General features: G+C 48.7%; 24 protein-coding genes and 1 other RNA gene. 19 read left to right on the forward strand and 6 right to left on the reverse strand.

Annotated elements, in window-relative coordinates; translation table 11 throughout:
• The first annotated feature begins 431 nt into the window (after positions 1 to 431).
• From C7R93_RS10460 to C7R93_RS10470, 3 genes are all read left to right on the forward strand, one after another.
• A complete protein-coding gene (locus tag C7R93_RS10460) occupies positions 432 to 782 on the forward strand; it encodes a DUF4870 domain-containing protein (RefSeq protein WP_106838751.1) in 351 nt (116 codons plus the stop codon).
• 130 nt (positions 783 to 912) lie between these two features.
• Positions 913 to 2,088: a CaiB/BaiF CoA transferase family protein gene (locus C7R93_RS10465; protein ID WP_106838752.1), complete on the forward strand. Its 1,176-nt coding sequence runs from the start codon at positions 913 to 915 to the stop codon at positions 2,086 to 2,088.
• Between the two features lie 18 nt (positions 2,089 to 2,106).
• On the forward strand, positions 2,107 to 2,877 hold the full coding sequence (locus C7R93_RS10470) for an enoyl-CoA hydratase/isomerase family protein (RefSeq protein WP_106838879.1): 771 nt from the start codon (positions 2,107 to 2,109) through the stop codon (positions 2,875 to 2,877).
• A gap of 4 nt (positions 2,878 to 2,881) precedes the next feature.
• Here the strand turns inward: C7R93_RS10470 and C7R93_RS10475 are convergent, their stop codons facing one another.
• Positions 2,882 to 3,307 carry a Gmad2 immunoglobulin-like domain-containing protein gene (locus C7R93_RS10475; protein WP_106838880.1) on the reverse strand — a complete coding sequence of 142 codons (426 nt, stop codon included), beginning with the start codon at positions 3,305 to 3,307 and terminating at the stop codon, positions 2,882 to 2,884.
• A 208-nt stretch (positions 3,308 to 3,515) separates the two neighbouring features.
• On the opposite strand from C7R93_RS10475, the gene ssrS reads away from it, so the two are divergent.
• A non-coding RNA gene (gene ssrS, locus C7R93_RS10480) (6S RNA) lies at positions 3,516 to 3,706 on the forward strand.
• Between the two features lie 86 nt (positions 3,707 to 3,792).
• On the opposite strand, the gene C7R93_RS10485 is transcribed toward ssrS, so the two are convergent.
• The 3 genes from C7R93_RS10485 to C7R93_RS10495 are packed head-to-tail and all read right to left on the reverse strand — an operon-like array spanning position 3,793 to position 6,395.
• Positions 3,793 to 4,245 (reverse strand): hypothetical protein, encoded by a 453-nt coding sequence (locus C7R93_RS10485; RefSeq protein ID WP_106838753.1) that lies wholly within the window; start codon positions 4,243 to 4,245, stop codon positions 3,793 to 3,795.
• A gap of 32 nt (positions 4,246 to 4,277) precedes the next feature.
• Positions 4,278 to 4,619, reverse strand: coding sequence for a DUF2512 family protein (locus C7R93_RS10490; protein WP_106838754.1), 342 nt, complete (start codon positions 4,617 to 4,619; stop codon positions 4,278 to 4,280).
• A 36-nt stretch (positions 4,620 to 4,655) separates the two neighbouring features.
• The gene (locus C7R93_RS10495; protein WP_106838755.1) at positions 4,656 to 6,395 is read right to left on the reverse strand and encodes an Rqc2 family fibronectin-binding protein; all 1,740 of its coding nucleotides are present in this window, start codon (positions 6,393 to 6,395) and stop codon (positions 4,656 to 4,658) included.
• A gap of 178 nt (positions 6,396 to 6,573) precedes the next feature.
• Between C7R93_RS10495 and C7R93_RS10500 the strand changes: the two genes are divergently transcribed.
• The 15 genes from C7R93_RS10500 (at position 6,574) to C7R93_RS10570 (ending at position 21,568) form a co-directional block, all read left to right on the forward strand.
• Entirely contained in the window at positions 6,574 to 7,458 is an 885-nt protein-coding gene (locus tag C7R93_RS10500) for a YicC/YloC family endoribonuclease (RefSeq protein ID WP_106838756.1), read from the forward strand.
• A gap of 24 nt (positions 7,459 to 7,482) precedes the next feature.
• A complete protein-coding gene (gene remA / locus C7R93_RS10505; protein WP_015891999.1) occupies positions 7,483 to 7,743 on the forward strand; it encodes an extracellular matrix/biofilm regulator RemA in 261 nt (86 codons plus the stop codon).
• Positions 7,744 to 7,759: 16 nt separating this feature from the next.
• On the forward strand, positions 7,760 to 8,380 hold the full coding sequence (gene gmk, locus C7R93_RS10510) for a guanylate kinase (RefSeq protein WP_048033660.1): 621 nt from the start codon (positions 7,760 to 7,762) through the stop codon (positions 8,378 to 8,380).
• A gap of 4 nt (positions 8,381 to 8,384) precedes the next feature.
• Positions 8,385 to 8,591, forward strand: a complete 207-nt coding sequence (gene rpoZ, locus C7R93_RS10515) for a DNA-directed RNA polymerase subunit omega (RefSeq protein ID WP_016742004.1) — start codon at positions 8,385 to 8,387, stop codon at positions 8,589 to 8,591.
• A 77-nt stretch (positions 8,592 to 8,668) separates the two neighbouring features.
• Positions 8,669 to 9,916 (forward strand): bifunctional phosphopantothenoylcysteine decarboxylase/phosphopantothenate--cysteine ligase CoaBC, encoded by a 1,248-nt coding sequence (gene coaBC / locus C7R93_RS10520; protein ID WP_106838757.1) that lies wholly within the window; start codon positions 8,669 to 8,671, stop codon positions 9,914 to 9,916.
• Complete coding sequence (priA, locus tag C7R93_RS10525) at positions 9,913 to 12,348, forward strand: primosomal protein N' (RefSeq protein ID WP_106838758.1); 2,436 nt, start codon at positions 9,913 to 9,915, stop codon at positions 12,346 to 12,348. Before coaBC ends, priA begins: the two co-directional genes overlap by 4 nt.
• Positions 12,349 to 12,364: 16 nt before the next feature.
• Complete coding sequence (gene def, locus C7R93_RS10530) at positions 12,365 to 12,841, forward strand: peptide deformylase (RefSeq protein WP_106838759.1); 477 nt, start codon at positions 12,365 to 12,367, stop codon at positions 12,839 to 12,841.
• A gap of 4 nt (positions 12,842 to 12,845) precedes the next feature.
• Positions 12,846 to 13,796 carry a methionyl-tRNA formyltransferase gene (gene fmt, locus C7R93_RS10535; protein ID WP_106838760.1) on the forward strand — a complete coding sequence of 317 codons (951 nt, stop codon included), beginning with the start codon at positions 12,846 to 12,848 and terminating at the stop codon, positions 13,794 to 13,796.
• Between the two features lie 3 nt (positions 13,797 to 13,799).
• Entirely contained in the window at positions 13,800 to 15,146 is a 1,347-nt protein-coding gene (gene rsmB / locus C7R93_RS10540; RefSeq protein WP_106838761.1) for a 16S rRNA (cytosine(967)-C(5))-methyltransferase RsmB, read from the forward strand.
• Between the two features lie 200 nt (positions 15,147 to 15,346).
• Entirely contained in the window at positions 15,347 to 16,417 is a 1,071-nt protein-coding gene (rlmN, locus tag C7R93_RS10545) for a dual-specificity RNA methyltransferase RlmN (protein WP_106838762.1), read from the forward strand.
• Positions 16,418 to 16,421: 4 nt separating this feature from the next.
• Positions 16,422 to 17,177, forward strand: a complete 756-nt coding sequence (locus tag C7R93_RS10550) for a Stp1/IreP family PP2C-type Ser/Thr phosphatase (RefSeq protein WP_106838763.1) — start codon at positions 16,422 to 16,424, stop codon at positions 17,175 to 17,177.
• 5 nt (positions 17,178 to 17,182) lie between these two features.
• Entirely contained in the window at positions 17,183 to 19,165 is a 1,983-nt protein-coding gene (gene pknB, locus C7R93_RS10555) for a Stk1 family PASTA domain-containing Ser/Thr kinase (RefSeq protein ID WP_106838764.1), read from the forward strand.
• 18 nt (positions 19,166 to 19,183) lie between these two features.
• Entirely contained in the window at positions 19,184 to 20,074 is an 891-nt protein-coding gene (gene rsgA / locus C7R93_RS10560; protein WP_106838765.1) for a ribosome small subunit-dependent GTPase A, read from the forward strand.
• On the forward strand, positions 20,068 to 20,718 hold the full coding sequence (rpe, locus tag C7R93_RS10565) for a ribulose-phosphate 3-epimerase (RefSeq protein WP_106838766.1): 651 nt from the start codon (positions 20,068 to 20,070) through the stop codon (positions 20,716 to 20,718). Before rsgA ends, rpe begins: the two co-directional genes overlap by 7 nt.
• A 385-nt stretch (positions 20,719 to 21,103) precedes the next feature.
• The gene (locus C7R93_RS10570) at positions 21,104 to 21,568 is read left to right on the forward strand and encodes a protease complex subunit PrcB family protein (protein ID WP_106838767.1); all 465 of its coding nucleotides are present in this window, start codon (positions 21,104 to 21,106) and stop codon (positions 21,566 to 21,568) included.
• A 210-nt stretch (positions 21,569 to 21,778) separates the two neighbouring features.
• Here C7R93_RS10570 and C7R93_RS10575 read toward each other — a convergent pair whose 3' ends face one another.
• Both C7R93_RS10575 and C7R93_RS10580 read right to left on the reverse strand, forming a co-directional pair.
• Positions 21,779 to 22,201, reverse strand: a complete 423-nt coding sequence (locus C7R93_RS10575) for an RDD family protein (protein WP_106838768.1) — start codon at positions 22,199 to 22,201, stop codon at positions 21,779 to 21,781.
• A 130-nt stretch (positions 22,202 to 22,331) separates the two neighbouring features.
• On the reverse strand, positions 22,332 to 23,465 hold the full coding sequence (locus C7R93_RS10580) for a M20 family metallopeptidase (protein ID WP_106838769.1): 1,134 nt from the start codon (positions 23,463 to 23,465) through the stop codon (positions 22,332 to 22,334).
• Positions 23,466 to 23,638 lie beyond the last annotated feature (173 nt).

Consider the following 23,638-nt stretch of genomic DNA (forward strand, 5'->3'; position numbering starts at 1 on the left):
AATACTATCAAGTAGCCTACGAGACATCTGCTGATTTTGACTCGTGTATAGACTTATGTCCATGCCGATATATCTTCACCTTCATACCTTGTAGATGTAACGAACAGGAGGGGGTGAGGTTAATGAGTTGCGGATGCAAAAAATCTCGTCGCAAATGCTATAAGTGCTGCGAAAAGAAAGTGTACAAAAAGCATTGCTACTACAAGCCATACTACAAAACATCTTGTAAACCATACGGCCGTAGTTGGGGACACGGACACTGCGGCGGTTGGGGCGGAGGCTACGACTCCTCTTATGGTGGCGGATACGGCGGAAGTCACGAGAGCAAATATTAATAGAGAAAGGCGCCGTAATGGCGCTTTTTTCGTTTTTTCGCAAGTTTTTCACAATTTGTCGTACAATAGAGGAAAAGGAATAATGGAGGTATGGATATGCAATTCCTGAATGGGAAAGAGGAACGAATGTGGGCGATGATCGTACATTTATCTGCCTTCCTTGGTTTTATCGTTCCGTTCGGCAATGTACTAGGACCTTTAATCGTATGGTTGATCAAGCGTGAAGAGGGAGCCTTTTTTTATGAGCATGGAAAAGAGGCACTGAATTTTAGCATCTCGGTGACGATTTATGCCGCTATTTCAAGTTTGTTGATCATCATTTTTATTGGCGCACTATTATTGGGAGCCCTCTTTATCTTTTGGGCGATCTTCGTTATTATTGCTGCGGTGAAGGCGAATGAGGGAAAAGAATTCCGTTACCCGCTCACTCTCCGTTTGATAAAATAACCTTTTTGGGAAAGTCGTTCCATTTGGAACGGCTTTTTGTATTTGTTTGAATTTTCCATTAAAAAAGAGGGTGAACAACCGTTCATCTCGAATTACAAGAGAGTGTAGTCGGTGAAGGGGGAGTCAAATCATGTTGACGGGAGTGACGATAGTTGATTTTTCTCGCCATCTTCCAGGTCCGATTTGTACGATGCGTCTGGCTGATTTGGGGGCAGAGGTCATCGAGGTGGAACCGTTTCACGACAAAGCTCACTCACCGGTAATCAGGCCTACTCATCCTGAAGTTAGAGAGACGGGAGCGTTTTACCTGCGTTCACATCGCAATCATAAAAGTATTTCCTTGAATTTGCGGACGAATGAGGGAAAAGCGCTCGCGTTTGCTCTGGCCAGACAGGCTGATGTCGTGGTAGAAAGCTATCGACCAGGTGTGATGCGACATTTGGGTCTTGATTACGATCGCCTGTGGGAGATGAACCCTGCGGTCATTTATTGCTCCGTGACGAGCTATGGACAAAGCGGGGAGCTATACCAAATAGGCGGGCATGACTTGAATGTCCAGGCAGTAAGCGGATTTCTCTCACTGGTTCGCGATATGGAAGGCAAGCCTGTCGTTGCTGATTTTCCTCTTTCTGATTATGCGCTTGGGTTGTATGCCAGTGAACAAATATGCGCGGCGCTTGTTCAACGTGCGCGGACAGGGCGAGGAGCTTATTTGGATGTTTCTTCGGCTGACTTGTTTAGTTCTTGGACAGGGCTGCATGCACTGTTTATGTCATACAGCTCTTCGATCGGAAGGGAGACTGGGAGAGGGAGTTTGCTAGCGTATCAGGTCTTTGAGACAGCAGACGGTCAGTATGTTGCACTAGCGGCGTTGGAAGAGAAGTTCTGGCTCAATTTTTGCCGCGCGGTAGGACGAGCAGACTGGGAGCTTTGCCACCGAGCTAGCGTTGCTCGGCATCCAGAAGTGTTTGAAGATATGAAAGCACTGTTTCTGTCCAGGACCCAAGCCGAGTGGAGTGAGCTGGGCAGTGAAGTGGATTGCTGCCTGACCGCTGTGGAAGATTGGGAAAACTGGGCAGACAATCCGTACGTTGCAAATAGGGAGATAGCCTATACGCTTCCTTATTTGGAGAAAAAGTCTCCCGATCAAGAGGGGAACTTCGCGCATTGTTACAGGACAGAGAGGTTGTCACCCCCATGGCACACCGATTACACATACGAGCTGCTCAAACGCAAACTGAACCTCACAGAGGCGGATTTGAGCAGGCTGCAGAAGCAAGGGGTTATTCCTGCCGCTTCTTCTTAGGAAAGGGTGAGAAAAATGATGGAACAGGATCATAATGCGCAGCTGATTGTAACAAAAGCTGGTGGAATCTGCACGATTACGCTCAACAGACCCCACGTCCTCAATGCGATGACGGTTGAAATGTTTTCCCTTTTGCAGGACGCTTTCGCAAAAGTTTCAGCAGATGAGGAGGTCGATGTGCTTATTTTGCGGGGAGCGGGGGGGAACTTTTGCTCCGGTGCTGATTTGGGCGTGTTGACTGCGCTGACGGATAAGAGTGACGCTGATCAATCATTGACGATCATTAATGATTTCATCACCAGCTTGCATCAAATGCCAAAGCCTGTCATTGCGGTTATCGAGGGAGTAGCCGTCGGAGCGGGACTCAATCTCGCGTTGCATGCTGATTTTGTCATTGCTGCGGAAGATGCCCTGTTGCAGGAGCCTTTTGTCCAGATCGGTCTGACAACGGATTTTGGCGGGACATACCTTTTGCCAAGGCTTGTTGGTACGGCGTGGGCGAAGCGGCTCGGACTGCTGGGAGAAAGAATTACAGGGAAAAAAGCGGAGGAAATCGGCTTGATCTATCGAGCGGTAGAAGCCAGCCAAATCGAAAGTGAGGTTGAAAAATTGGTTGCTGCCCTACGTCGCTTGCCGAAACAAGCGTATGCGGTAACAAAAGAAGGGTTGGGACGCTGCCAGACAAACGGCCTAGAATATGCACTGGCCTGGGAAAAGCAACAGCAGCCGTCCCTGATCGCACGTCCTGAATTTCAGACACTTGTACAAGCGAAGCTGAAGCGGACGTAGCGATTTATTTTGGTAGCGGGATGGTTAGTTCATGAATGCGCTGACCTGTCGCTGCACTTTCCTCGAACAAAGAGAGCACAGGTGATTTTACGCTCGGGTCCAGCTTGAGATCGATGGAAAAGCTTCCCCATTCAGGAGCGCCCGTGCTTGCTGTCACAAAGCTGTTTGCCAATGTCTTGTCATCGTCCGTCACGACGAATCGTACGTTGGCTTCGTTCACGCGGGCCTCACCCTTGATCGCATATTGCCCTTCGCCTGTTTTGGTGATCGTAATTTTCCGAAACGATTCATTCTCGTATCGTCCCTTGTCCTCGCCAACAGGATGCGAATGCGTAGTGGCAGAGGCAGAGGGAATGATGGTGGGGATAGATACAGCAGTCAAGCTGATGGCGAGTAAGCAGGTTGTCAGCATGTTTGATGGGAGTCGCATGGTTTCCCTTCCTTTCATTCATTTTCCTCTCTAGGTTGGCGAATTTGGCGTAGAACTATTCTCGGAGTTGATTAGACTGACTGTACAAATGGAAAGTAGCACGACGCCGTGAAATGGGTCTTTTTCGTGAAGAACGGATGAGATAAAAGCCCAAAAGGGAACTTTATCCGTTGAGCAAAGGACCATTCTGTGATAAAGTAGGGATATCAAGATCCTGCGATGTACGATAGGCCGTAAATGTTTCTAACCTTATACGTGTTTTTTGGGAGACGGAAACTGTGATGGATGTCAGGCCCACCTCCTTTTTGGATGCATGGGAAGGCTGAAGTGCAGAAGGGTCACCCACCTGTGTGAGCGCAGGTTATAGAAACATGAGGTCAACGGCAGAGCGGGGACTTGGCCGTTTATGAATGCAATGAATTACCGATAGCACAAAAAACCACTTGGAATCTGCTTCCAGGTGGTTTTTGCTTTTTGTACCCTGATTAATGGGTGGTTTTGTTTTGTTTGCCCGAGCCGTGACCCTGCCCTTGTTTTTGGGAGCCCTGGTCTTGATCCCCGTGATCGACAATGGTCAGGTCTTTTTCAAGTGTTTGGGAGTCTTGGGCGTCTTGAAGAATTTGATACATTTGCAGGAAGTTTGCTTTTTGCCCTTCAGGAATTCCTTTAATGCGAACAGTCAGCTCTTGCGGACTATTTTGCTGCTGTCCGCCTTGGCTGTTCCCTTGCCCACTGCTTTCATTTGAACTCGGCTGCTCATCGAGAAAGCTGAGAAACATCGAGTCGCTGTCTTGGTTTTGTTGGTTGTTTTGTCCGCTGTCGTTTGATTGCTGTCCTTGTTGACCTTGACCTTGCCCGTTTCCGCCTTGCCCACCTTGCTGCTCAAACAGCACGTTGAATTCGTTAAGATCGGTCTGGATGATGCCAATGACGTTCATCCTGATCCTCCTTCCAAAATAGAAATGATGCTTCAGCCCGGATGTTTGGAATGATGAACACCGTGTCGCTGCAGGTAACCATGGAAAAAGTATTCCACCACCGTAATGGCAAATGCCGTCAACAACAAACCAGATAAGGATATGGTCTGGCCAAACAAGTAACAGCCAAGCCACAAGGAGGCAAACACGAACAAGAAATCAGCGGAGCTCGCAAACGTATTGTTCGTTCGTGGGAGGATCGTCAAATCAAGTATATAACCCAGTAAACTGACAATCACGCTTGCGAGCACTGCAAACATAAGGGATGTCCCCGACCACCAAAGCCCTGGAATGGCAATGATTCCATGAAACAAGAGCTTGAGAACGATGTTCAAAGAACGAACACCACCTTTCATACCCTTAGTATGAACTTAGGTAGTCGCACTATTCGTAGAAGAGGTGTTTGATTTTAAACGGCGGATGAGCGCTTCATCTGGTGTCACATACAGCGTTCGTTGCTGCTCGTAGATGACGTAGCCAGGCTTGGCACCACTTGGTTTTTTTACATGTTTGATGAGCGTGTAGTCTACGGGAATTTGACTTCCTTCTTTGGCACGACTGAAATAAGCCGCCAGATTCGCTGCTTCGAGCAGCGTCTCATCCGAAAATTCCCGAGCGCGAATGACTACATGGGATCCCGGGATATCCTTGGTGTGCAGCCATGTTTCTTGCGACGATGCGAGTTTGTTGGTCAAGTATTCATTTTGCTTATTGTTTTTGCCGACCAAAATTTCAATGCCGTCTGAAGAATGGTACGTATCCAGCTCTGGTCTGGTATCTTTTTTCTTCCGCGGTCCACGTTTTTTACGATCTCGCATGTAGCCTTGCTCAACGAGCTCCTCGCGAATTTCTTCGGCATCTTTTAAGGTGGCATGTTCCAGTTGAACCAATACGCCGTCCAAATACAAGAGTTCAGCGTGCGCTTGCTCAATCTGCTCACTCACGATGGAAAGGCTGTTTTTGGCCTTGTTATATCGCTTGTAATACGACTGCAAATTTTCCGAAGGGGTCTTCAACGGATCGAGCGGAATCGTGATGGTACCTCCCGCTTCGTCATACCAGTTGACTGTGACGAGCTCGCGATCACCACGCTTCATCTGATGCATATTGGCAGTGATCAATTCACCGTACAGGCGGAACTGATCTGCTGCATGCGCATCTTGCAGCGTTTGCTCGAGCTTCTCGATTTTCTTTTCATTTTTATTGCGCTCAACGGTGACAAAACGAATCAAGTCGTGCGCGCGCTGTTTGACAGTGTCACGGAGCGCCTTTCCTTCGTAAAATGCCTGCAAGCATTCTTGGGTGGAAGGATAGGAGATGGTAGCCCCGTTTGAGAGATGAGTCAGCTCGACGACGTGAAAATACGCTTTGCCGTTTGTCTCTACAATGGAGGGCACATACTCATGAGCGTTGATTGCCTCCATCACCTGTGAAAAGGCAACCCACAGTGTTTCACGATTGGCGAGGCCGGCTCTGTGCAAAATTTCTTTTGCTAATAAGGGACTGATTCCGGTATAGCCTTCTACGATTTGCTTGTCCAAACGACCACCATTCCAGTCGAGGGAAGAAATAAAGGCTTGCTCAGTTACAGTGAGAGGGTCACGTTTATCTTGGCTCGGAGGAGAGACATAAGTTCTGCCAGGCGTAACTTGTCTATACTGGCTAATGGCGAGCGTCACATGCATGGCGCTATCCAAAATCATTCCAGTTGCAGGATCGATGAGGATGATGTTGCTGTGCTTGCCCATGATCTCTACAATAATTCGACGGAGAGCCGTGTCACCCAGCTCATCCCGGGTGCGTACGTCGATGTGAATGATTCGCTCCATCCCGATTTGCTGGACAGATTCAATCACGCCGCCCTCACAATGCTTGCGCAATAGCATGCAAAACATCGGAGCTTCCAGCGGATTCGTGAATTCTTCTGTCGTAATATGAAGCCTCGGATAGGTTGGGTTTGCAGACAGGAGGAGCTTTACCGTTTCTCCTTGTGTCCGTACTTGCATAACAATATCGCTATGGTGGGGCTGGTGGATTTTCGAGATGCGTCCTCCAACCAGTTTATGTAATTCCCGCGCAACAGAGCGGGTTACTACGCCATCAAATGCCACAAAAGTCACCTCAGATCAAAAAAATGGCTAGAATAATGAATAGAAGCCTGCCAGTCACAGTGTAGCATAAGTCAGAGCGAGGAGGAATCTCATCGTGGTGCGGTGGCTTCGGTTGACACTGCCAAGAGTTGTCTCCTATAATAAATTAACGATTTTGCGTCTATGGAAGTGAAAACTTGTGATTCGAAGCATGACGGGTTACGGTAGAAAAGAAGATAGCAGAGGCTCCATTCGAGCAACAGTCGAGATTCGTGCAGTGAATCACCGCTTTTCCGAGATTGTCGTGCGCCTGCCCAAAGCATGGAATATGTTTGAGGATTCGGTTCGTAAGCTGGTCGCGCAGTATGTCAGAAGAGGGCGTGTCGATGTCACTGTCTCTGTGGAAGGGAAAAATTCTTCTGCTACGGTCATGGACATTGACTGGGATGTAGCTGAACAGCTCGTCTCCATTTCCCGCGAGATGACTCAGCGTTTTTCGCTAGAGACGCCTTTAACCGTCAAGGATCTGTTACACTTTCCTGGCGTGATACATACTAAAGAGTCAGATGACAATGTGGTGGAGCTGGCAGAGTGGCTCCAAGACTTGGTCAGGGGCGCTGCAATGGATCTCGTTTCGATGAAAGAGACCGAGGGTAATCTGCTGCACGCTGATCTAGCCAGTCGCCTGACTGCTGTCAACACCTGGACGCGGGAGATTTCCCAGTTGGCCCCACTTTGTAGGGAAGAATATAAGGGCCGACTTGAGCAACGCGTGAGTGAGTGGGCCGGTTTGACACCTTTTGAATTGGACCCTGCTCGTGTAGCGCAAGAGGTTGCCTTTTTCGCTGATAAAAGTGATATTAGTGAAGAGTTGACCCGTTTAGATAGTCATTGCCAACAGTTTGCCAAGCAATTAGGCAAAGAAGAAGCAATTGGTCGAAAACTGGATTTTCTGCTCCAGGAAATGAATCGGGAAGCCAATACGATTGCTTCCAAAGCGAATCATTTGCGCATTCAGCATCTGGCTGTCGAGATCAAGACAGAACTGGAGAAGATGCGGGAGCAAATACAGAATGTCGAGTAGCATGAAAGGATGGGCTGGGCCGTCATGGCAATCAAGCTAATCAATATCGGTTTTGGCAACATCGTCAATGCCAACCGCATTATTTCAATTGTAAGTCCGGAGTCCGCTCCTATCAAACGGATCATCCAGGAAGCGCGCGATCGCAACATGCTAGTGGACGCGACCTATGGGAGACGTACACGTGCGGTAATCATTACAGACAGCGATCACGTGATTTTGTCAGCGGTACAGCCAGAAACAGTGGCACAGCGCTTGACTACAAAGGATGACGAATCGGACGAATAAAGTAGGAGTGTAAACAATGAGTATGGTTGATCGTGGTCTCCTTTTGGTTCTTTCCGGACCAGCTGGTGTGGGAAAAGGGACAGTATGCAAGGCGCTTCGTGAAGTGATGCCTGATCTGGTGTATTCTGTTTCCGCTACCACACGCCAGCCGCGTCCTGGAGAGGTAGAAGGAGTTAATTACTTTTTTAAAAGCCAGGAAGAGTTCAAGCAGATGATTGAAGAAGATGCTCTTCTGGAATGGGCAGAGTACGTAGGGAATTACTACGGAACACCTCGTCAGTTCGTGGACGATATGCTCAATGAGGGGCGCGACGTCATTCTCGAGATTGAAGTTCAGGGTGCCCTTCAAGTAAAAGAAAGTTTCCCGCAAGGTACATTCCTGTTCTTGGCACCACCTGATTTAAACGAACTGGAAAACCGGATTGTGGGGCGCGGGACAGAATCACAAGAGATCATTCGCAAGCGCATGGAAGTGGCGCGCGCTGAAATCGAGCTCATGGACCATTACGATTATGTAGTCGTCAATGACGTCATCGAATCAGCATGCGATCGAATCCAAGCGATTATTACAGCCGAACATCTGAAAAAAGATCGTCAGGTTCACAAATATCGCAAATGGTTACAGGAGGTTGAATAAAATTATGTTGTATCCATCTATTGACGAATTGACTGAAAAGGCAGAGAGCAAGTACATCCTGGTGACCGTAGCATCCAAGCGTGCACGCCAGCTTCGCGAAAACAGCGAAATTCAAGTGGTGAGACCAAAATCCAAAAAGTTTGTAGGTTTGGCACTGGAAGAGTTCATCTCCGACGAGCTCGTTCACGAGTTTTTGGACGGTCGCAAATAAGCATTCGCCTTAAAAAACAACCTCCATGTAGGTTGTTTTTTTCGGATTTCGGATAGGGGAGAAAGGAGAGAATGCAGATGCATTCGCTTGCAGGAAAACGAATTGTTCTTGGAGTATCTGGCGGCATCGCTGCTTACAAGGCAGCTGCACTGACCAGCAAGCTGACACAGGCAGGTGCATTGGTGCATGTCATTTTGACAGAGGGTGCCTTGCAGTTTATTCAGCCCTTGACGTTTCAAGCCTTGTCTCATCTGCCTGTTTTTACAGATACATTTACGGAGCCAGACCCGCATGTGATTAGTCATATTGAACTGGCTGATCGAGCAGACCTTGTTTTGATCGCGCCAGCAACGGCCAACGTGATTGGCAAAATGGCGAATGGCATTGCGGATGATATGTTGACGACGACCGTACTAGCTACGAAAGCGCCAGTCATGGTCGCACCTGCCATGAACGTCAATATGTACAATCACCCCGCGGTTATCGCAAATATGGATAAGCTTACGGCCTATGGATATCGGTTTGTTGAACCGGGTGTCGGGCTTCTGGCATGTGGCTGGATTGGCAAAGGACGTTTGGCGGAACCGGAGGAAATCGTCGAAGCTGTTCGTCAATGGTTTGCTTCCGATGAGACAAGACAAACGATCCGAGAAAAAGATTTGCATGACAAGCACGTACTGATCACAGCGGGACCGACTCGTGAAAAAATTGATCCCGTTCGTTACATAACCAATCACGCTTCAGGAAAAATGGGCTACGCCATCGCGGAAGCGGCTCGTGATAGAGGGGCGAAAGTTACACTGATCAGTGGGCCGACTTCCTTAGCACGTCCTGATGGAGTTGATTTCATCGCAGTGGAATCGGTACAAGAAATGTTTGATGCTGTCATGGAACAGCTACCGCACTGTGACATCGTCGTCAAATCCGCAGCGGTGTCCGATTATCGACCAAAGCATGTGGCTGAACATAAGATGAAAAAGGGTGATGGTCCACTCGAACTGGAGCTGGAGAAAGCACCGGATATTTTAAAGACCATTGGTGAGCGGAAAACGAAACAATTCGTCGTGGGCTTTGCAGCAGAGACCCAAAATGTGTTACAGCATGCCCAGTCGAAGCTGGAGCGAAAAAATCTTGATATGATCGTAGCCAATAATGTATTGCTTGAGGGAGCAGGGATGGGAAGCGACACGAATATCGTGACCCTGCTAACACGTGGCAAAGAGCAACTGGCATTGGATAAATTGAGTAAGCGGGCTGTGGCAGACAAGCTGTTTGATGCTGTCCTCGCAGTGCAAGAGCATAAACCGCTCCGAGACCTGTCATGATTGCCCAAATTATTGTGGACGTTCCGGTCAATCGAACGAATCGACCTTTTGATTACCATGTTCCGCCCTGGTTGCGTCCACTGATTCGCATCGGCAGCCGAGTGGTTGTCCCATTTGGTCCCCGTCAACTGCAAGGCTACGTCACCGGGATCGTGGAGGACGACAAGGCCGTTTTAGATCGTTCGCGACTCAAAGATGTGGTGCAAGTACAAGACGATACGCCGCCTCTTACGCCAGAGCTTTTAAAGATGAGCGAATGGATGTCCAAGCAGTACTTGTGTCCGTGGGTAACCGCTGTACAGGCGATGCTCCCGGCTGTACTCAAAGGTAAGTCGGAGAAGTGGCTGACGGCGACAGAGGCATTGGACGAAGAAGCATGCGGGAGATCGGGTCTTCTTTGGGAGTTGTTTCGCAAACGGCAAATACCGCTGACAGAAGTGGAGAAACAATTTGCGGAGGAGTATTTGCTCGTTCCAGGCTGGATACAGAGTGGGCTGCTTGCAACGGAGTATCAAGTAAGGGACAGAATTACCCGTAAACAGCAATCATTTGTCCGAAGCTTATTGGACGAGGCTAAACTGGAAGAAGCGATTGGCTCTTTGCCAGCACGAGCGGAGCAGATGCGCCGTGTCCTTCAACTGATGCTCATGCACAAGGAGCAATCCTTGGCTGTGCAAATGCTGCGGGATGAATACGGAATTACACGTTCTCCATTGAAAAGCCTGGAATCAAAAGGCTGGATCGCCATCGAGCAAGTGGAAGTTTACCGGGACCCGTACGCCAATCGACGTTTCCAGGAAAAACAGAAACCGGTCTTTACCTCTGTTCAGGAAGCGGCACTGACACCCATCTTGCAAACGATTGAATCGGGGACATATGCTTCTTATTTGCTGCACGGCGTTACGGGTAGCGGTAAGACAGAAGTGTATCTCGAAGCGATCGAACGGACGTTAGAAAAAGGTCGCGAGGCGATCTTTCTCGTTCCGGAAATTTCTTTGACTCCGCAAATGGTGGAGCGCTTCAAAGCCCGTTTTGGTGCGGACGTAGCTGTTTTGCACAGTGCGTTGTCACAAGGAGAGCGCTATGACGAGTGGCGCAAGATCATTCGCAATCAGGTCAAAGTGGTGGTAGGTGCACGCTCTGCCATCTTTGCTCCGTTTCGGAATGTTGGGTTGATTGTGATCGATGAAGAGCATGAGAGTTCCTATAAGCAAGAAGAGACCCCTCGTTATCATGCACGGGAAGTAGCCCTGTGGCGAGCGAAAGAGAATCAGGGTGTACTTGTCATGGGAAGCGCGACTCCGGCCCTGGAGACATATGCTTTGGCTACACGTGGCAGATACGAGCTGTTGCGCATGCCAGAGCGTGTCGGGAATCGCCCGATGCCAGAGGTACATGTCGTGGATATGCGAGAGGAGCTTCAGGCCCAGAATCGTTCGATGTTCAGCCGGAAGCTGCATGAGATGATTGCAGATCGATTGGCAAAAGAAGAACAGATGGTCATTTTCCTTAACCGAAGAGGCTTCTCTACCTTTGTCATGTGCCGCTCCTGCGGCTATACGATGCGCTGTATTCATTGTGACATCTCGCTTACTTATCATAAATCGAATCACACGGCGCGCTGCCATTACTGTGGATACACCATTGTACAGCCTAAGCATTGTCCAGAGTGCCAGAGTGAGCATATTCGCTTTTTTGGTACAGGAACGCAAAAGGTGGAAGCAGAGCTGGCAAAACTTTTCCCTGGCATCCGGGTCATTCGAATGGATGTGGATACGACCTCGCGAAAAGGCTCTCACGAAGAGCTGCTGAACAAGTTCCGCACGGGTCAAGGTGACGTCCTGCTCGGTACCCAGATGATTGCCAAGGGCCTTGATTTTCCACGAGTGACGCTGGCGGGAATCATTGCAGCAGATACCTCTTTGCATCTGCCTGATTTCCGTGCAGCGGAAAAGACATTCCAACTCCTGACGCAAGTAGGTGGACGCGCAGGACGGCATGAGCTGGACGGAGATGTCGTGATCCAGACGTATACGCCGGAGCACTACAGCATTGTTCACGCGACCAAGCATGATTATCCCGCATTTTATCAGGATGAAATGATACAGCGCAGACGAACTGGCTATCCGCCTTATTTCCGCCTTGTATTAATTACGTTTAGCCACGAGGATGTACCTGTTGTTATCCGTGGTGCTCATACGATGGCTGACTATTTACGGCAGCGTTTGGCACAGACAACGATCCTCTTGGGTCCAGTCGCTTCGCCCATTGCTAGGGTGAAGGATAGATTTCGTTTTCAGATCATGCTAAAATATCGTGATGAACCGCAACTGTCAGACCTGCTCGCTCAGGCGACGGCTGCGTTTGAAGAATGGAACAAACAGCAGAAAGTATTGATGACGATTGACGTCGACCCTTACGTACTGCTTTAGGGAGGATATGAAACACATGGCGATTCGCACAATTGTAAAACATCCAGATCCGATTTTGCGTGAAAAGGCAATGGTTGTAACCAAGTTTAATTCCAACTTGCACAAGCTGCTTGATGATATGGCAGATACGATGTACGATGCAGACGGTGTAGGCTTGGCTGCTCCACAAGTGGGCATCTCCAAGCGTGTCATCGTGATGGATTGCGGTGATGGACTGATTGAAATGATCAATCCGGAAATCGTTGAGCATGAAGGTGAGCAATACGATTATCCAGAAGGTTGCCTGAGCATTCCTGGTCTGCAAGGGGACGTTCGTCGCCACAAGTGGATCAAGCTGCGCGGTCATGATCGGAACGGGAATGTGATTGAGCTCGAGGCAGACGACCTGTTGTCCCGCTGCGCTCAGCATGAGATCGATCATTTGAATGGTGTCCTCTTTATTGATGTGGCTGACAAGGTGTACAAAGTTAACCCGAACCAGGAAGGGGAATAACCATTTGAAAGATGCTCGCATCCTGTTTATGGGTACACCTGACTTTGCTGTATCGAGTCTTACGGCTGTACTCGAAGCAGGCTATAACGTGATTGGAGTCGTAACACAACCCGATCGTCCCGTTGGACGCAAGCAAGTATTGACGCCGCCCCCCGTGAAGGAGGCGGCTTTGCGTCATGGACTTTTGGTATTGCAACCGGAAAAGATCAAGGCAGAAGAAGCCTTGGACGAAGTGTTGGCACTCGAGCCTGATCTGATCATTACCGCGGCGTATGGGCAGATTTTGCCTAAAAAGCTGCTTGATGCACCGAAATATGGCTGCATCAATGTGCACGCTTCTCTTTTGCCGAAATATCGCGGGGGTGCCCCGATTCATAAATCGATTGTTGAGGGTGAAGCCGAAACAGGCGTGACCATCATGTACATGGTGGAAGCTCTCGATGCAGGGGATATGCTGTCCAAGGTAGTCGTGCCGATTGAGGAGCGCGATACCGTGGGGACCTTGCATGACAAATTGGCTGCGGCAGGCTCTGAACTGTTGATGGCTACCGTTCCCCGACTGTTTGCTGGTGAGCTCGTAGCAGAGCAACAGGACCATTCGTCCGCGACTTTTGCCCCGAATATCAAGCGTACGGACGAAAAAATTGACTGGACCCGTTCTGCGGAACAGATTTACAACCAAGTCCGCGGCTTGAATCCGTGGCCTGTCGCATTTACTACGTGTGAAGGCAAGATTTGGAAATTGTGGTGGGTAGAAAAAATGCCTGCGTCCGGCGAAGCCAAAGAGCCGGGAACCATCATCGCCCGCGAGGAAGACGGTATCGTTGTCGCTTGCGGTAGTGGTGCAGTGAAAATAACCGAATTGCAGCCAGAAGGCAAAAAACGTATGAGTGCACTCGACTTTTTGCGTGGAGCGGGCAGCAGCATTGAAATCGGCACAAAGGTAGGAGAATAGTCCGTGGCAAAAAAGGGAGCTCGCGAAATCGCCCTCGATGTTTTGAACAGGGTAGAAGAACATAAGTCCTACAGCAATCTGGAGCTGCGCAACGTCTTGGATCGGGAAAATCTCAGTGCAGCAGATGCAGGGCTGGTGACAGAGCTTGTGTACGGTACCATTCAGCGCAAGTTGACGCTGGATCATGTTCTGTCCCATTTTGTCGGGAATAAAAAGGTCCAGACCTGGGTCCGTAATTTGCTGCGTCTCAGCTTGTATCAAATTCACTATTTGGACCGTATTCCTGAGCGCGCTGCCGTACACCAGGCGGTTGAAATCGCCAAGAAACGCGGTCACCAAGGGATTGCTTCGATGGTCAACGGTGTCTTGCGCAATGCGTTGCGCCAGCCGGATGTGTGGGAACGTCAGCCAAAAGGCGACCGTGCCCTGCAAATCGCTGTAGCCTATTCTCACCCAGAATGGCTTGTGCGCCAGTGGCTCGCCGTATATGGCGAAGAGACGACGATTGCGATTTGCGAAGCCAACAACAGAACACCGCATAGCTCTGTTCGAGTCAATGCATGGAAGACGACGAAGGATCAAGTGCTGGACAAGCTGGCGGAAGAAGGGTTAGAAGGACAATCGTCATCTGTCAGTCCTCATGCCATTCTGATGGAAGGTGGACATGCAGCAGGCTCACGCTTGTTTAAGGAAGGCTACTTCACGATCCAGGATGAGAGCTCCATGCTCGTAGCACCAGCTCTTGCTGCCCATCCAGGCATGCGCGTTCTGGATGCATGTGCGGCACCTGGTGGAAAAACAACACACATAGCGGAAATGATGGAAAACCGCGGGCAAATCATTGCGAGTGACGTGCATCCGCACAAACGCGATCTGATAGCGAGTGCTGCGAAAAGGCTCGGGATTACGATCATCGAGCCAATCGTAAGCGACGCGCTGGACCTGCCTGAAAAAGCGCTGGGAACTTTCGATCGAATCCTGTTGGATGCGCCATGCACCGGATTTGGCGTGATTCGTCGCAAGCCTGATCTGAAATGGAACAAAACGCCGGAAGATGTCCGTGCGATTGCTCAGCTACAGTACGAACTGCTCAAGACATTGGCGCCGATGCTTGCTCAGGGTGGTGTCATGGTTTACAGCACATGTACGATTGAGCCAGCAGAAAATCAGGAGATTGTTCGCCGCTTTGTCGAGGAACACCCTGATTTCGTATTCGATGATACACTGGCACAAGACCTTCCTGAGGCTGTCAGCGTGCATGTCGATGATACCGGAGCCTGCGTTCAAATTTTGCCTCACCATTTCGAGAGTGATGGATTCTTTATCGCGCGATTGAAACGAAAAGGATAATGAGACAAGGGGTGGCGCACCAAGAGGTGGAAAATGCCACTCCTTTTACCTTTGTTTGCGAGCGCTCGGATTGGTTTACACTAGGAAAAGCGACGCATTTATGAATCTGGATGTCAAAACCGTTTGAAGCGAGACGCCCCACGAGGTACAATGATAGAATGGATTTATGCAAGCAATGATTTTGAGGATGTGGAGATCGTATGCCGTTAACGACATTTACTGGCGCAAAGCCGCTTATTTACAGTTTGACGCAAGATGAAATGAAGGAATGGCTGGTTAGTGCCGGCGACAAAGCATTTCGTGCGCAGCAAATTTTTGACTGGCTATATGTAAAGCGCGTCACTTCTTTTGACGAGATGAGCAATTTGTCCAAGGAGTTGCGTCAAAAGCTGGATGACACATTCCGCATGGGCCCGCTCAAGGAAATCACGCATCAGGAATCACAGGATGGAACGATCAAGTTTTTGTTCCAGCTTGTTGATGGACATGCGATTGAGACGGTTATTATGCGTCATAACTACGGAAACAGCATTTGTGTTACGACACAGGTTGGCTGCCGTATCGGATGTACGTTTTGTGCATCTACTTTAGGTGGACTGAAGCGTAACCTGGATGCAGGTGAGATCGTCTCTCAAGTATTGACGGCACAACGCAGATTAGATGCGGAAGGTGAGCGTGTCAGTCACGTTGTCGTCATGGGGATCGGGGAGCCTTTCGAGAACTTTGAGAGCTTGATGGCTTTCTTGTCTGTAATCAACGATAATCGTGGCTTGAACATTGGTGCTCGTCACATTACGGTTTCCACCAGTGGAATTGTGCCGAAGATTTACGAGTTCACTGAGCGAGGCGGACAAGTGAACCTGGCAATTTCCTTGCATGCTCCAAACACGGAGCTGAGAAGCCAGCTGATGCCAATCAACAGAGGCTTCCCGCTTGCTAAGCTGATGGAAGCATGTCACCATTACATTAACAAGACAGGGCGCCGCATCAGTTTTGAGTACGGTCTTTTCGGCGGGAAAAACGATCAGCCTGAGCATGCAGAGGAGCTGGCGAGTCTCATTGGCGACATGCTTTGCCACGTGAATCTGATCCCAGTGAACTACGTACCAGAGCGTGATTATGTGCGCACGCCACGCAATGAGATTTTTCAGTTCAAACGCATTTTAGAGGAAAAAGGAATCAATGTGACCATCAGGCGCGAGCAAGGCAGTGACATTGCTGCTGCTTGCGGACAATTGAGGGCACAACACGCTAAAGAAACCGTGGGGTGATGCCATGGAAATCGCGATGAAATCCCATGTTGGCCGCGTTCGTCAGGTTAACGAGGACTATTATGCCTGTGTGACCGATTTAAACGGACGCGTGCTCGCCATTGTAGCAGATGGTATGGGTGGCCATCAGGCTGGTGATATCGCCAGTCGCCTTGCTGTTGAGCGAATAGTAAAAGAACTGCGTCACCTGGATGGGGACCTCGATGCAGAGGATGTGCGTGAGCAATTGATGAACGCCGTCCTACTTGCGAATAAAGAAGTCTATGAATATGCGGTGGAACATCCGGAGTGCAGTGGCATGGGCACAACCGTGGTTGCTGCTTTGTTCGATCAATCCTCCGTGATTACCGCGCATATTGGAGACAGTCGTCTGTATTTTTACAACCAAGACGGACTGGTCATGAAAACAGAAGACCATTCCCTTGTAAATGAGCTGGTGAAAAGTGGACAGATCACAGCCGAGGAGGCGTCTGTCCATCCTCATCGCAACGTCATTATGCGTTCGCTCGGGACTGAACCGGATGTGCTTGTTGATCTTGGGCAGTTTGAATGGTCAGAGGGTGATATCGTCTTGATTTGCTCAGATGGACTGAGCAACAAAGTGAGTCATCCTTTCTTAGAAGAAAGTTTGCAGAAACAGATATCGTTACAAGCGAAGGTGGACGGTTTGGTGCAGGAAGCACTGGATGCTGGTGGGGAAGATAACATTACGCTGGTTGCCGTACGAAATACGCTTGATGCCGGTCAGGAAGAGGGGTGAGAGAGATGGAAGGTCAACGACTGGGAGGACGATACCAAATAGAATCCCGCGTCGGTGGGGGCGGTATGGCCATTGTATACAAGGCCAAGGATTTAATATTGAATCGTCAAGTGGCAGTCAAAGTGCTGCGTTCACAGTTTGGTACGGACGAAGATTTCGTCAATCGTTTCCGACGTGAAGCGCAGGCGGTGGCGAGCTTATCTCACCCCAATGTGGTTGGGGTGTATGATGTCGGTCAGGAAGGCGATACCCATTACATGGTGATGGAGTACATAGAAGGCTATACGTTGAAAGAAGTCATCATTCAACGTGGAGCACTGCCAGTAGAAGAGGCAGTGCGGATCGCCGAGCAAATTTGCGATGCACTCGATCATGCGCATCAAAACCAGATCATTCATCGAGATATCAAGCCGCATAACATTATGATTGGAAAAAATGGTCGAGTGAAGGTTACGGACTTCGGGATTGCCCGAGCTGTTACTTCAGCAACGATTACGCATACGAATGCGATGCTTGGCTCTGTCCATTATTTTTCGCCAGAGCAGGCGCGCGGTGGAATTACCGGAGAAAAATCCGATATTTACTCGCTGGGGATCGTCTTGTACGAAATGGTGACGGGTGAACTGCCGTTTTCCGGTGATTCGCCTATATCAGTAGCGCTCAAGCATTTGCAGGAGCCGCTTCCAGAGCCGCGCCAAGTCAATCCGGCTATTCCACAAAGTGTGGAGAATGTCATTTTGAAGGCGCTGGTAAAGGATCCGTTTCTCAGATACGCATCCGCGAGTGAAATGCTAGAAGATTTGGAGACCTGCCTGTTTCCAGAGCGATTAAACGAAGAAAAGCTGACGTTCCCCGTAGATGAAGAGATGACACGTGTAGTGCCGATCATTACACCTGACATGCTCGAAGGCCATAGCAATGGCAAAACCGGTGGAGCGGGGCGAAGCCGCTATGAGCAGCGTACGGAAGAAGAGGATGCCAAACCCCAGAAAAAATGGTGGGTCAAAGCACTCATGTGGGTGGGGGGTATCGGACTGTTTTTCGTACTGGCATTCTTCGGATTTAACTTACTGTTGAATATGTTCCCGTCTGTTCCAGAGGCACAGGTACCTCATGTAGAAGGGATAGAAGTGACGCTCGCTGAGAAGAAGATTCAGGATGCCAAACTCGTTGCCCGCGTCGTGGAAGAAGCCAATGATACGATCGAAAAGGGAATGGTGATACGCCAGGACCCTGCACCTCCCATGCGATTAAAGGAAAATTCCGTTGTGACCTTGTATGTAAGTAAAGGACAGCAAGAGATCAATATGCCGAATCTGGTGACGCTACCACGGGCAACAGCAGAGGAAGCCCTGAAAAGTAATGGTTTCAAATTGGAGAATGTCACTTTCGTAGAGGAAGAGGACGACAAGGCCGAGGTAGGAACGGTTACCAAGCAGTCGCCAGCAGCAAACGAGAAGGTGTTCCCGACCAAAACGAATGTGACGGTCACGATCAGTAAAGGAAAAGCCTTCGTGAAAATGCCGGATGTGCGGAATAAATCCGTAGAGGCTGCACAAGTAGAATTGTTCAAAAAAGGGCTGTCTGTCGGTGAAATCAAGGAAGTGCCAACTTATACAACCGACAAACCAGGTATTGTTCTGAGCACCCACCCATACGATCCGGGAATGGATGTGCAAAAAGGCGTAGCGGTTCCGCTTGAAGTCAGCAATGGTCAATACCCGCAAGACGCCAAGCTGGCAAACGTTCCGGTTTTTGTAGAGGTTGTACCTGGTGAAACACTAGAAGTGAAAATTGAAGTGACCGATGCTCGTGGAGAAGCAAAAGTTATGCACACGGATACGATCACCGAAAATAAAGAGTACGATGTACAAATCGTCTTGGCGCCACAGAAAGACTCGGTAGTCAAGGTTCTTGTAAAACGATCGACTGATCAAGGCTTCAATGAGTACCAGACGATTCCAGTTTCGTATAACAGCTTGCCATAGTGTAGTGGAGGGACATGAATGCCAGAAGGACGGATTGTGAAAGCGCTCAGCGGTTTCTATTATGTAGCCGACGAAGGGCGAATCTACAGTTGCCGTGCACGCGGGCTCTTCAAGAAAAAAGATGCAAAAGTAAATCCACTGGTTGGGGATTGGGTCGTATACGATGTGATCAATGAAGAAGAAGGCTATGTGATGGAGGTGGGCGAACGGACGAATGAGTTGGTTCGTCCGCCCATTTCCAATGTGGATCAGGCAGTGCTCGTCTTTTCGATGTACAAGCCGATGTTCAGTCCGTTGCTGCTGGACAAGTTTCTGACGCACACGGAGCATGCTGGGATCGATTCCGTGATTGTGCTGTCCAAAGCCGATCAAGTGTCGGAAGAAGAGGTAAACGAAATCGTCCAGAAGTATGAAGCAATTGGGTATCGCGTGATTCCGACCTCAACAGTGGACGAACGCGGTATGGAAGACGTGCGTGAGATTTTGCGGGACCGCATCTCGGTTTTTGCAGGTCAGTCAGGTGTAGGCAAATCCTCGCTGATCAATATGCTGTATCCAGGAGTCAGCCTGCAGACAGGAGATGTCAGCCAAAAGCTCGGACGCGGAAAGCATACAACGCGTCACGTCGAACTAATTCCGCTTGCGGGTGGCGGCTATGTGGCAGACACACCAGGATTCAGTTCACTGGAATTTATCGATTTCTCCGAGCTTGATTTGGCGGAATCCTTCCGGGATTTTGCCGACCGCAGCACGGGATGCAAATTCCGCGGCTGTCTTCACATCAGTGAGCCAGCTTGTGCTGTACAAGCCGCACTGGAAGCTGGTGAGATCAGTGAGCAGCGCTACGAACACTACAAACAATTCCGCGAAGAGCTAAAAGAATACCAACGGAGGAACAAACCATGGTAAAAATCGCACCTTCTATCCTATCTGCTGATTTTGCCCGTCTGGGTGAAGAAATTCTCGATGTCGAGAAGGGAGGAGCGGACTGGATTCACGTGGATGTGATGGATGGACACTTCGTTCCAAACATTACGATTGGCCCTCTGATTGTGGAGGCGATTCGTCCAGTGACCAAGCTGCCTCTCGATGTACACTTGATGATCGAGGAACCAGATCGCTACATTCCGCAATTCGCGAAAAGTGGGGCAGACTGGATTACTGTTCATCAGGAAGCATGCCGCCATCTGCATCGCACGCTGCACTTGATCAAGGAGCAAGGTGTAAAAGCAGGAGTGGTATTGAACCCGGCTACACCGATTTCCACGATCGAGCCGGTCCTTGCTTATTTGGATATGGTTCTCCTCATGACAGTGAACCCTGGTTTTGGTGGACAAAAATTCATTCACAGCGTTGTACCAAAGGTTGCCGAGTTGCGTCAAATGCTGAACGAACGTGGCTTGGGGCATGTGGAAATCGAAATCGATGGCGGTGTCAATGCACAAACAGCACGTTTGTGCGAGGAAGCAGGAGCGACTGTCCTCGTTGCAGGAAGCGCGGTATTCAATCAGGCAGATCGCGGTCAAGCGATCGCTGCGATTCGTGGACAGTAAGAATAACAAGTAGTTGTAAGCTGGCGACGATATTCAATCGACGTCAGCTTTTTTTGTGCTTTCTTCTGTCGAAGTTTATTTGTAATCATCTGAATATTATAACTAATTATGTGATAAATCAATTAATAATAAAGATAAAAGTATTATTATTTTTCTTACTACGAATATAATGAAATCGAATTATTCCGGTTTTTATAAGGAATATAGTGGGTGGAAGGTAAAGGTAAATTAACAAAAATAAAACAATATGGAAAATATTGCTTTTTGATAAATATAATGATTAAATCAAATTATCCAGATGATGGTAAATATTTCCTGTCTGAGAGATACTGGCCAGTATCAAGAAAATTCTCGCCCTCTAAAAAAAATCAGGAGCTGATCATGAATGAAATCGTTATTGAAAAACAGTGTAGCGGTTCTCACAATTCTCTCCATCCTGCCATTTTCACAAGCTGCAGTACACGCTGAACAAAAACATTCGGAGCCGATCTCGACTTCTCAAGTAGACGTGCAAACCAAAAAATTGTCTATCGAAAAAGAAGGCAGATTGTCAGCGGCTGAACGAGCATTCGTAGGAAAAGTAAAATCGAAAAAGGGTGTACATCGCCAAGGCGACCTTTATGTGGTCTCCCGCGGTGAAATGCCAACCTCTGGCTATGGTATGAAGGTTGTTGGTACTCAGCAAGGATGGGAAATGCTCACGGTTTATGTAGAGCTGACAAATCCTGTGCCAGAAGATATTACAATGCCAGCGGTGCACACACCTTATCTCATTGTGCGGGCAAGCCTACCATCATATACAACAATGGTGTTTGTGGATGCAACAACAGATAAGGTGTTGTTCCGATAAACTGCTTAATGTATAGAAGTGAAAAAAGGCCGGATGATTATATCCGGCCTTTTTTTAGTCGGGACATGCATGTCCTCTTTCTTTCAACAGCTGCATGGCTATTAAAAATGCCCCCTTAGATTTTCATCGGGCAAACCTGGTGGTTTTTCCCATGACGATTCTAAGGGGGCTCGTCTCAGAGCTGCTATCCTATTTATGATGTGTGGAAAATTAAGGCTGATCCGATGTTGCATACGTACCAGCGATCAAATCATGGATCGAGCGTTTATCCTGACGAACACCGACCATGATGGCGCTGACAATTATACCAAGACCAAGTGTAATGACGTACACGATCCCTCCAACGAAGTTGCGCAGCAGCATGGTTCCGATTCCTACAGGCTCTCCATCGATTCTGGCGATGCGTATACCAGCAATTCTTTTGCCCACCGTATAACCATGCCAGAATACAGGCACGAGGAGGCTGTACAGCGAGGAGATGATATTGGTAACAAGATTGTCTTCTGTATTTCCTGTAATGATATAGCTGATCAATAGTAGTGGTAGTCCGATAATAAGTGCATCTAGCAGACCGGCACCAAGCCGGAGCCAAAATCCTACGGGATTGCTTGGCAATGTGGTGTTTGATTCCATGTTTTCCCTCTCCTTGTTATTCGAATAGGAATATATATGACTGCCCATCCGAAAATAGTGCAAAATAAGGCTCCGTCGCCAAAGTAGACGGAGCCTTATTTTTCCATAAAATTATACACCTGTAAATTTATTATGACAAGGTTAAAAACATCCGAAGCATCACAGCAATCCGGCCAGGAATGGCGTCAATGACGATATGTTCGTGGGAAGCGTGGGCTCCATCACCAACAGGTCCCAATCCGTCAAGCGTTGGTGTACCTGCATCAGCGGCGAAGTTTCCATCGCTTGTTCCACCGACAGCTTGCTCCGTCAATTCAAAGCCTTCCAGACGCGCTTGTTCCTGCGCATGCAAGAACAGTTGCTCGGTACCCGCTGTTCGTTCCATGGGAGGCTTGGTGATCCCGCCTTCCACGCATAGCTTGGCTTCTGGATGGACAGGGGTCAGCTGGCTCATCAAGCGGGTAATGCGCTCACCCTCCTCCCGGCTTTCGATGCGTACATCGATTTCTGTCATGGCAAAGTCAGGCACGACGTTTGATGCACTTCCACCTGTAATGGTACCGACAGACAAAGTCGTGCCCGCCTCATAATTCGTAAACGATTGAATATCGAGGACGTGGTGAGCCAGCTCAGCAATCGCATTGATCCCCTTGGCGTGATCATTGCCCGCATGCGCAGCGCGGCCTGTTACTTTTAAAATGAAGTCTCCGCCGCCTTTTCTGCTTGTTTTCAAAGAGCCATCTCCAGCGGCAGGCTCCAGTACCAATGCATATTTACTTCTTTTTGCTTCCTCTCTAATGAGCATTTCGGAGGACACACTGCCAATCTCTTCATCGGTATTCCAAAAAAAGACGAGCTTATTTTTGGGCGAAAGATTATGTTCCATCATGGCGCGCAGGGCGAAATAGCTAAAAACGATCCCCGCTTTCATGTCATATGTACCAGGCCCATAGAGTCGGCCATTTTCCTCGCGACAAGGCTCTACGGCTAATGTACCTATTTCTTTTACGGTATCGAAGTGACCGAGAATGAGGATTTGTTCATCGCCATCTCCATACTCCACTCGCAACTGATTTCCGTATTGCTCTTGTGGCAAGCTCTCCACTCGACACCCCAATTGACGAAAGCGTTCTGCAATCAAGCTGCCTAATTCATCGACAGCTTGCTTGTTATGGGTGGGTGTTTCCATCTCTACATATGTACGTAGCTCCTCGACAATTTCTGGGAGCTGTTGCCGAAAATAGGACGTCCAATTTTTCTTCATGTCAGCCTCCTGTGATTCCTTTTACTAGCACTATAAAGCCTTGTTTGCTTTTCTGCCACACAAATAAAGATTTGTGAATAAAATTCAGTATATTCCGCATTTAAAATGTAAGTAAAAAATGATTGAAATTGTTCAGATTATGAGTAAAATAATCATTGTGATGCATAAATATA

Origin of the sequence: Brevibacillus fortis (assembly GCF_003013395.1) — a bacterium.
Lineage (GTDB): Bacteria > Bacillota > Bacilli > Brevibacillales > Brevibacillaceae > Brevibacillus > Brevibacillus fortis.

What these genes read in the sequence shown, in the direction of transcription:
- C7R93_RS10460 (WP_106838751.1), top strand. Translation starts at nt 432, where the DNA reads ATGCAATTCCTGAATGGGAAAGAGGAACGAATGTGGGCGATGATCGTA.
- C7R93_RS10465 (WP_106838752.1), top strand. Translation starts at nt 913, where the DNA reads ATGTTGACGGGAGTGACGATAGTTGATTTTTCTCGCCATCTTCCAGGT.
- C7R93_RS10470 (WP_106838879.1), top strand. Translation starts at nt 2,107, where the DNA reads ATGGAACAGGATCATAATGCGCAGCTGATTGTAACAAAAGCTGGTGGA.
- C7R93_RS10475 (WP_106838880.1), bottom strand. Translation starts at nt 3,307, where the DNA reads ATGCGACTCCCATCAAACATGCTGACAACCTGCTTACTCGCCATCAGC.
- C7R93_RS10485 (WP_106838753.1), bottom strand. Translation starts at nt 4,245, where the DNA reads ATGAACGTCATTGGCATCATCCAGACCGATCTTAACGAATTCAACGTG.
- remA (WP_015891999.1), top strand. Translation starts at nt 7,483, where the DNA reads ATGGCAATCAAGCTAATCAATATCGGTTTTGGCAACATCGTCAATGCC.
- gmk (WP_048033660.1), top strand. Translation starts at nt 7,760, where the DNA reads ATGAGTATGGTTGATCGTGGTCTCCTTTTGGTTCTTTCCGGACCAGCT.
- rpoZ (WP_016742004.1), top strand. Translation starts at nt 8,385, where the DNA reads ATGTTGTATCCATCTATTGACGAATTGACTGAAAAGGCAGAGAGCAAG.
- coaBC (WP_106838757.1), top strand. Translation starts at nt 8,669, where the DNA reads ATGCATTCGCTTGCAGGAAAACGAATTGTTCTTGGAGTATCTGGCGGC.
- priA (WP_106838758.1), top strand. Translation starts at nt 9,913, where the DNA reads ATGATTGCCCAAATTATTGTGGACGTTCCGGTCAATCGAACGAATCGA.
- def (WP_106838759.1), top strand. Translation starts at nt 12,365, where the DNA reads ATGGCGATTCGCACAATTGTAAAACATCCAGATCCGATTTTGCGTGAA.
- rlmN (WP_106838762.1), top strand. Translation starts at nt 15,347, where the DNA reads ATGCCGTTAACGACATTTACTGGCGCAAAGCCGCTTATTTACAGTTTG.
- C7R93_RS10550 (WP_106838763.1), top strand. Translation starts at nt 16,422, where the DNA reads ATGGAAATCGCGATGAAATCCCATGTTGGCCGCGTTCGTCAGGTTAAC.
- pknB (WP_106838764.1), top strand. Translation starts at nt 17,183, where the DNA reads ATGGAAGGTCAACGACTGGGAGGACGATACCAAATAGAATCCCGCGTC.
- rsgA (WP_106838765.1), top strand. Translation starts at nt 19,184, where the DNA reads ATGCCAGAAGGACGGATTGTGAAAGCGCTCAGCGGTTTCTATTATGTA.
- rpe (WP_106838766.1), top strand. Translation starts at nt 20,068, where the DNA reads ATGGTAAAAATCGCACCTTCTATCCTATCTGCTGATTTTGCCCGTCTG.
- C7R93_RS10570 (WP_106838767.1), top strand. Translation starts at nt 21,104, where the DNA reads ATGAAATCGTTATTGAAAAACAGTGTAGCGGTTCTCACAATTCTCTCC.
- C7R93_RS10575 (WP_106838768.1), bottom strand. Translation starts at nt 22,201, where the DNA reads ATGGAATCAAACACCACATTGCCAAGCAATCCCGTAGGATTTTGGCTC.
- C7R93_RS10580 (WP_106838769.1), bottom strand. Translation starts at nt 23,465, where the DNA reads ATGAAGAAAAATTGGACGTCCTATTTTCGGCAACAGCTCCCAGAAATT.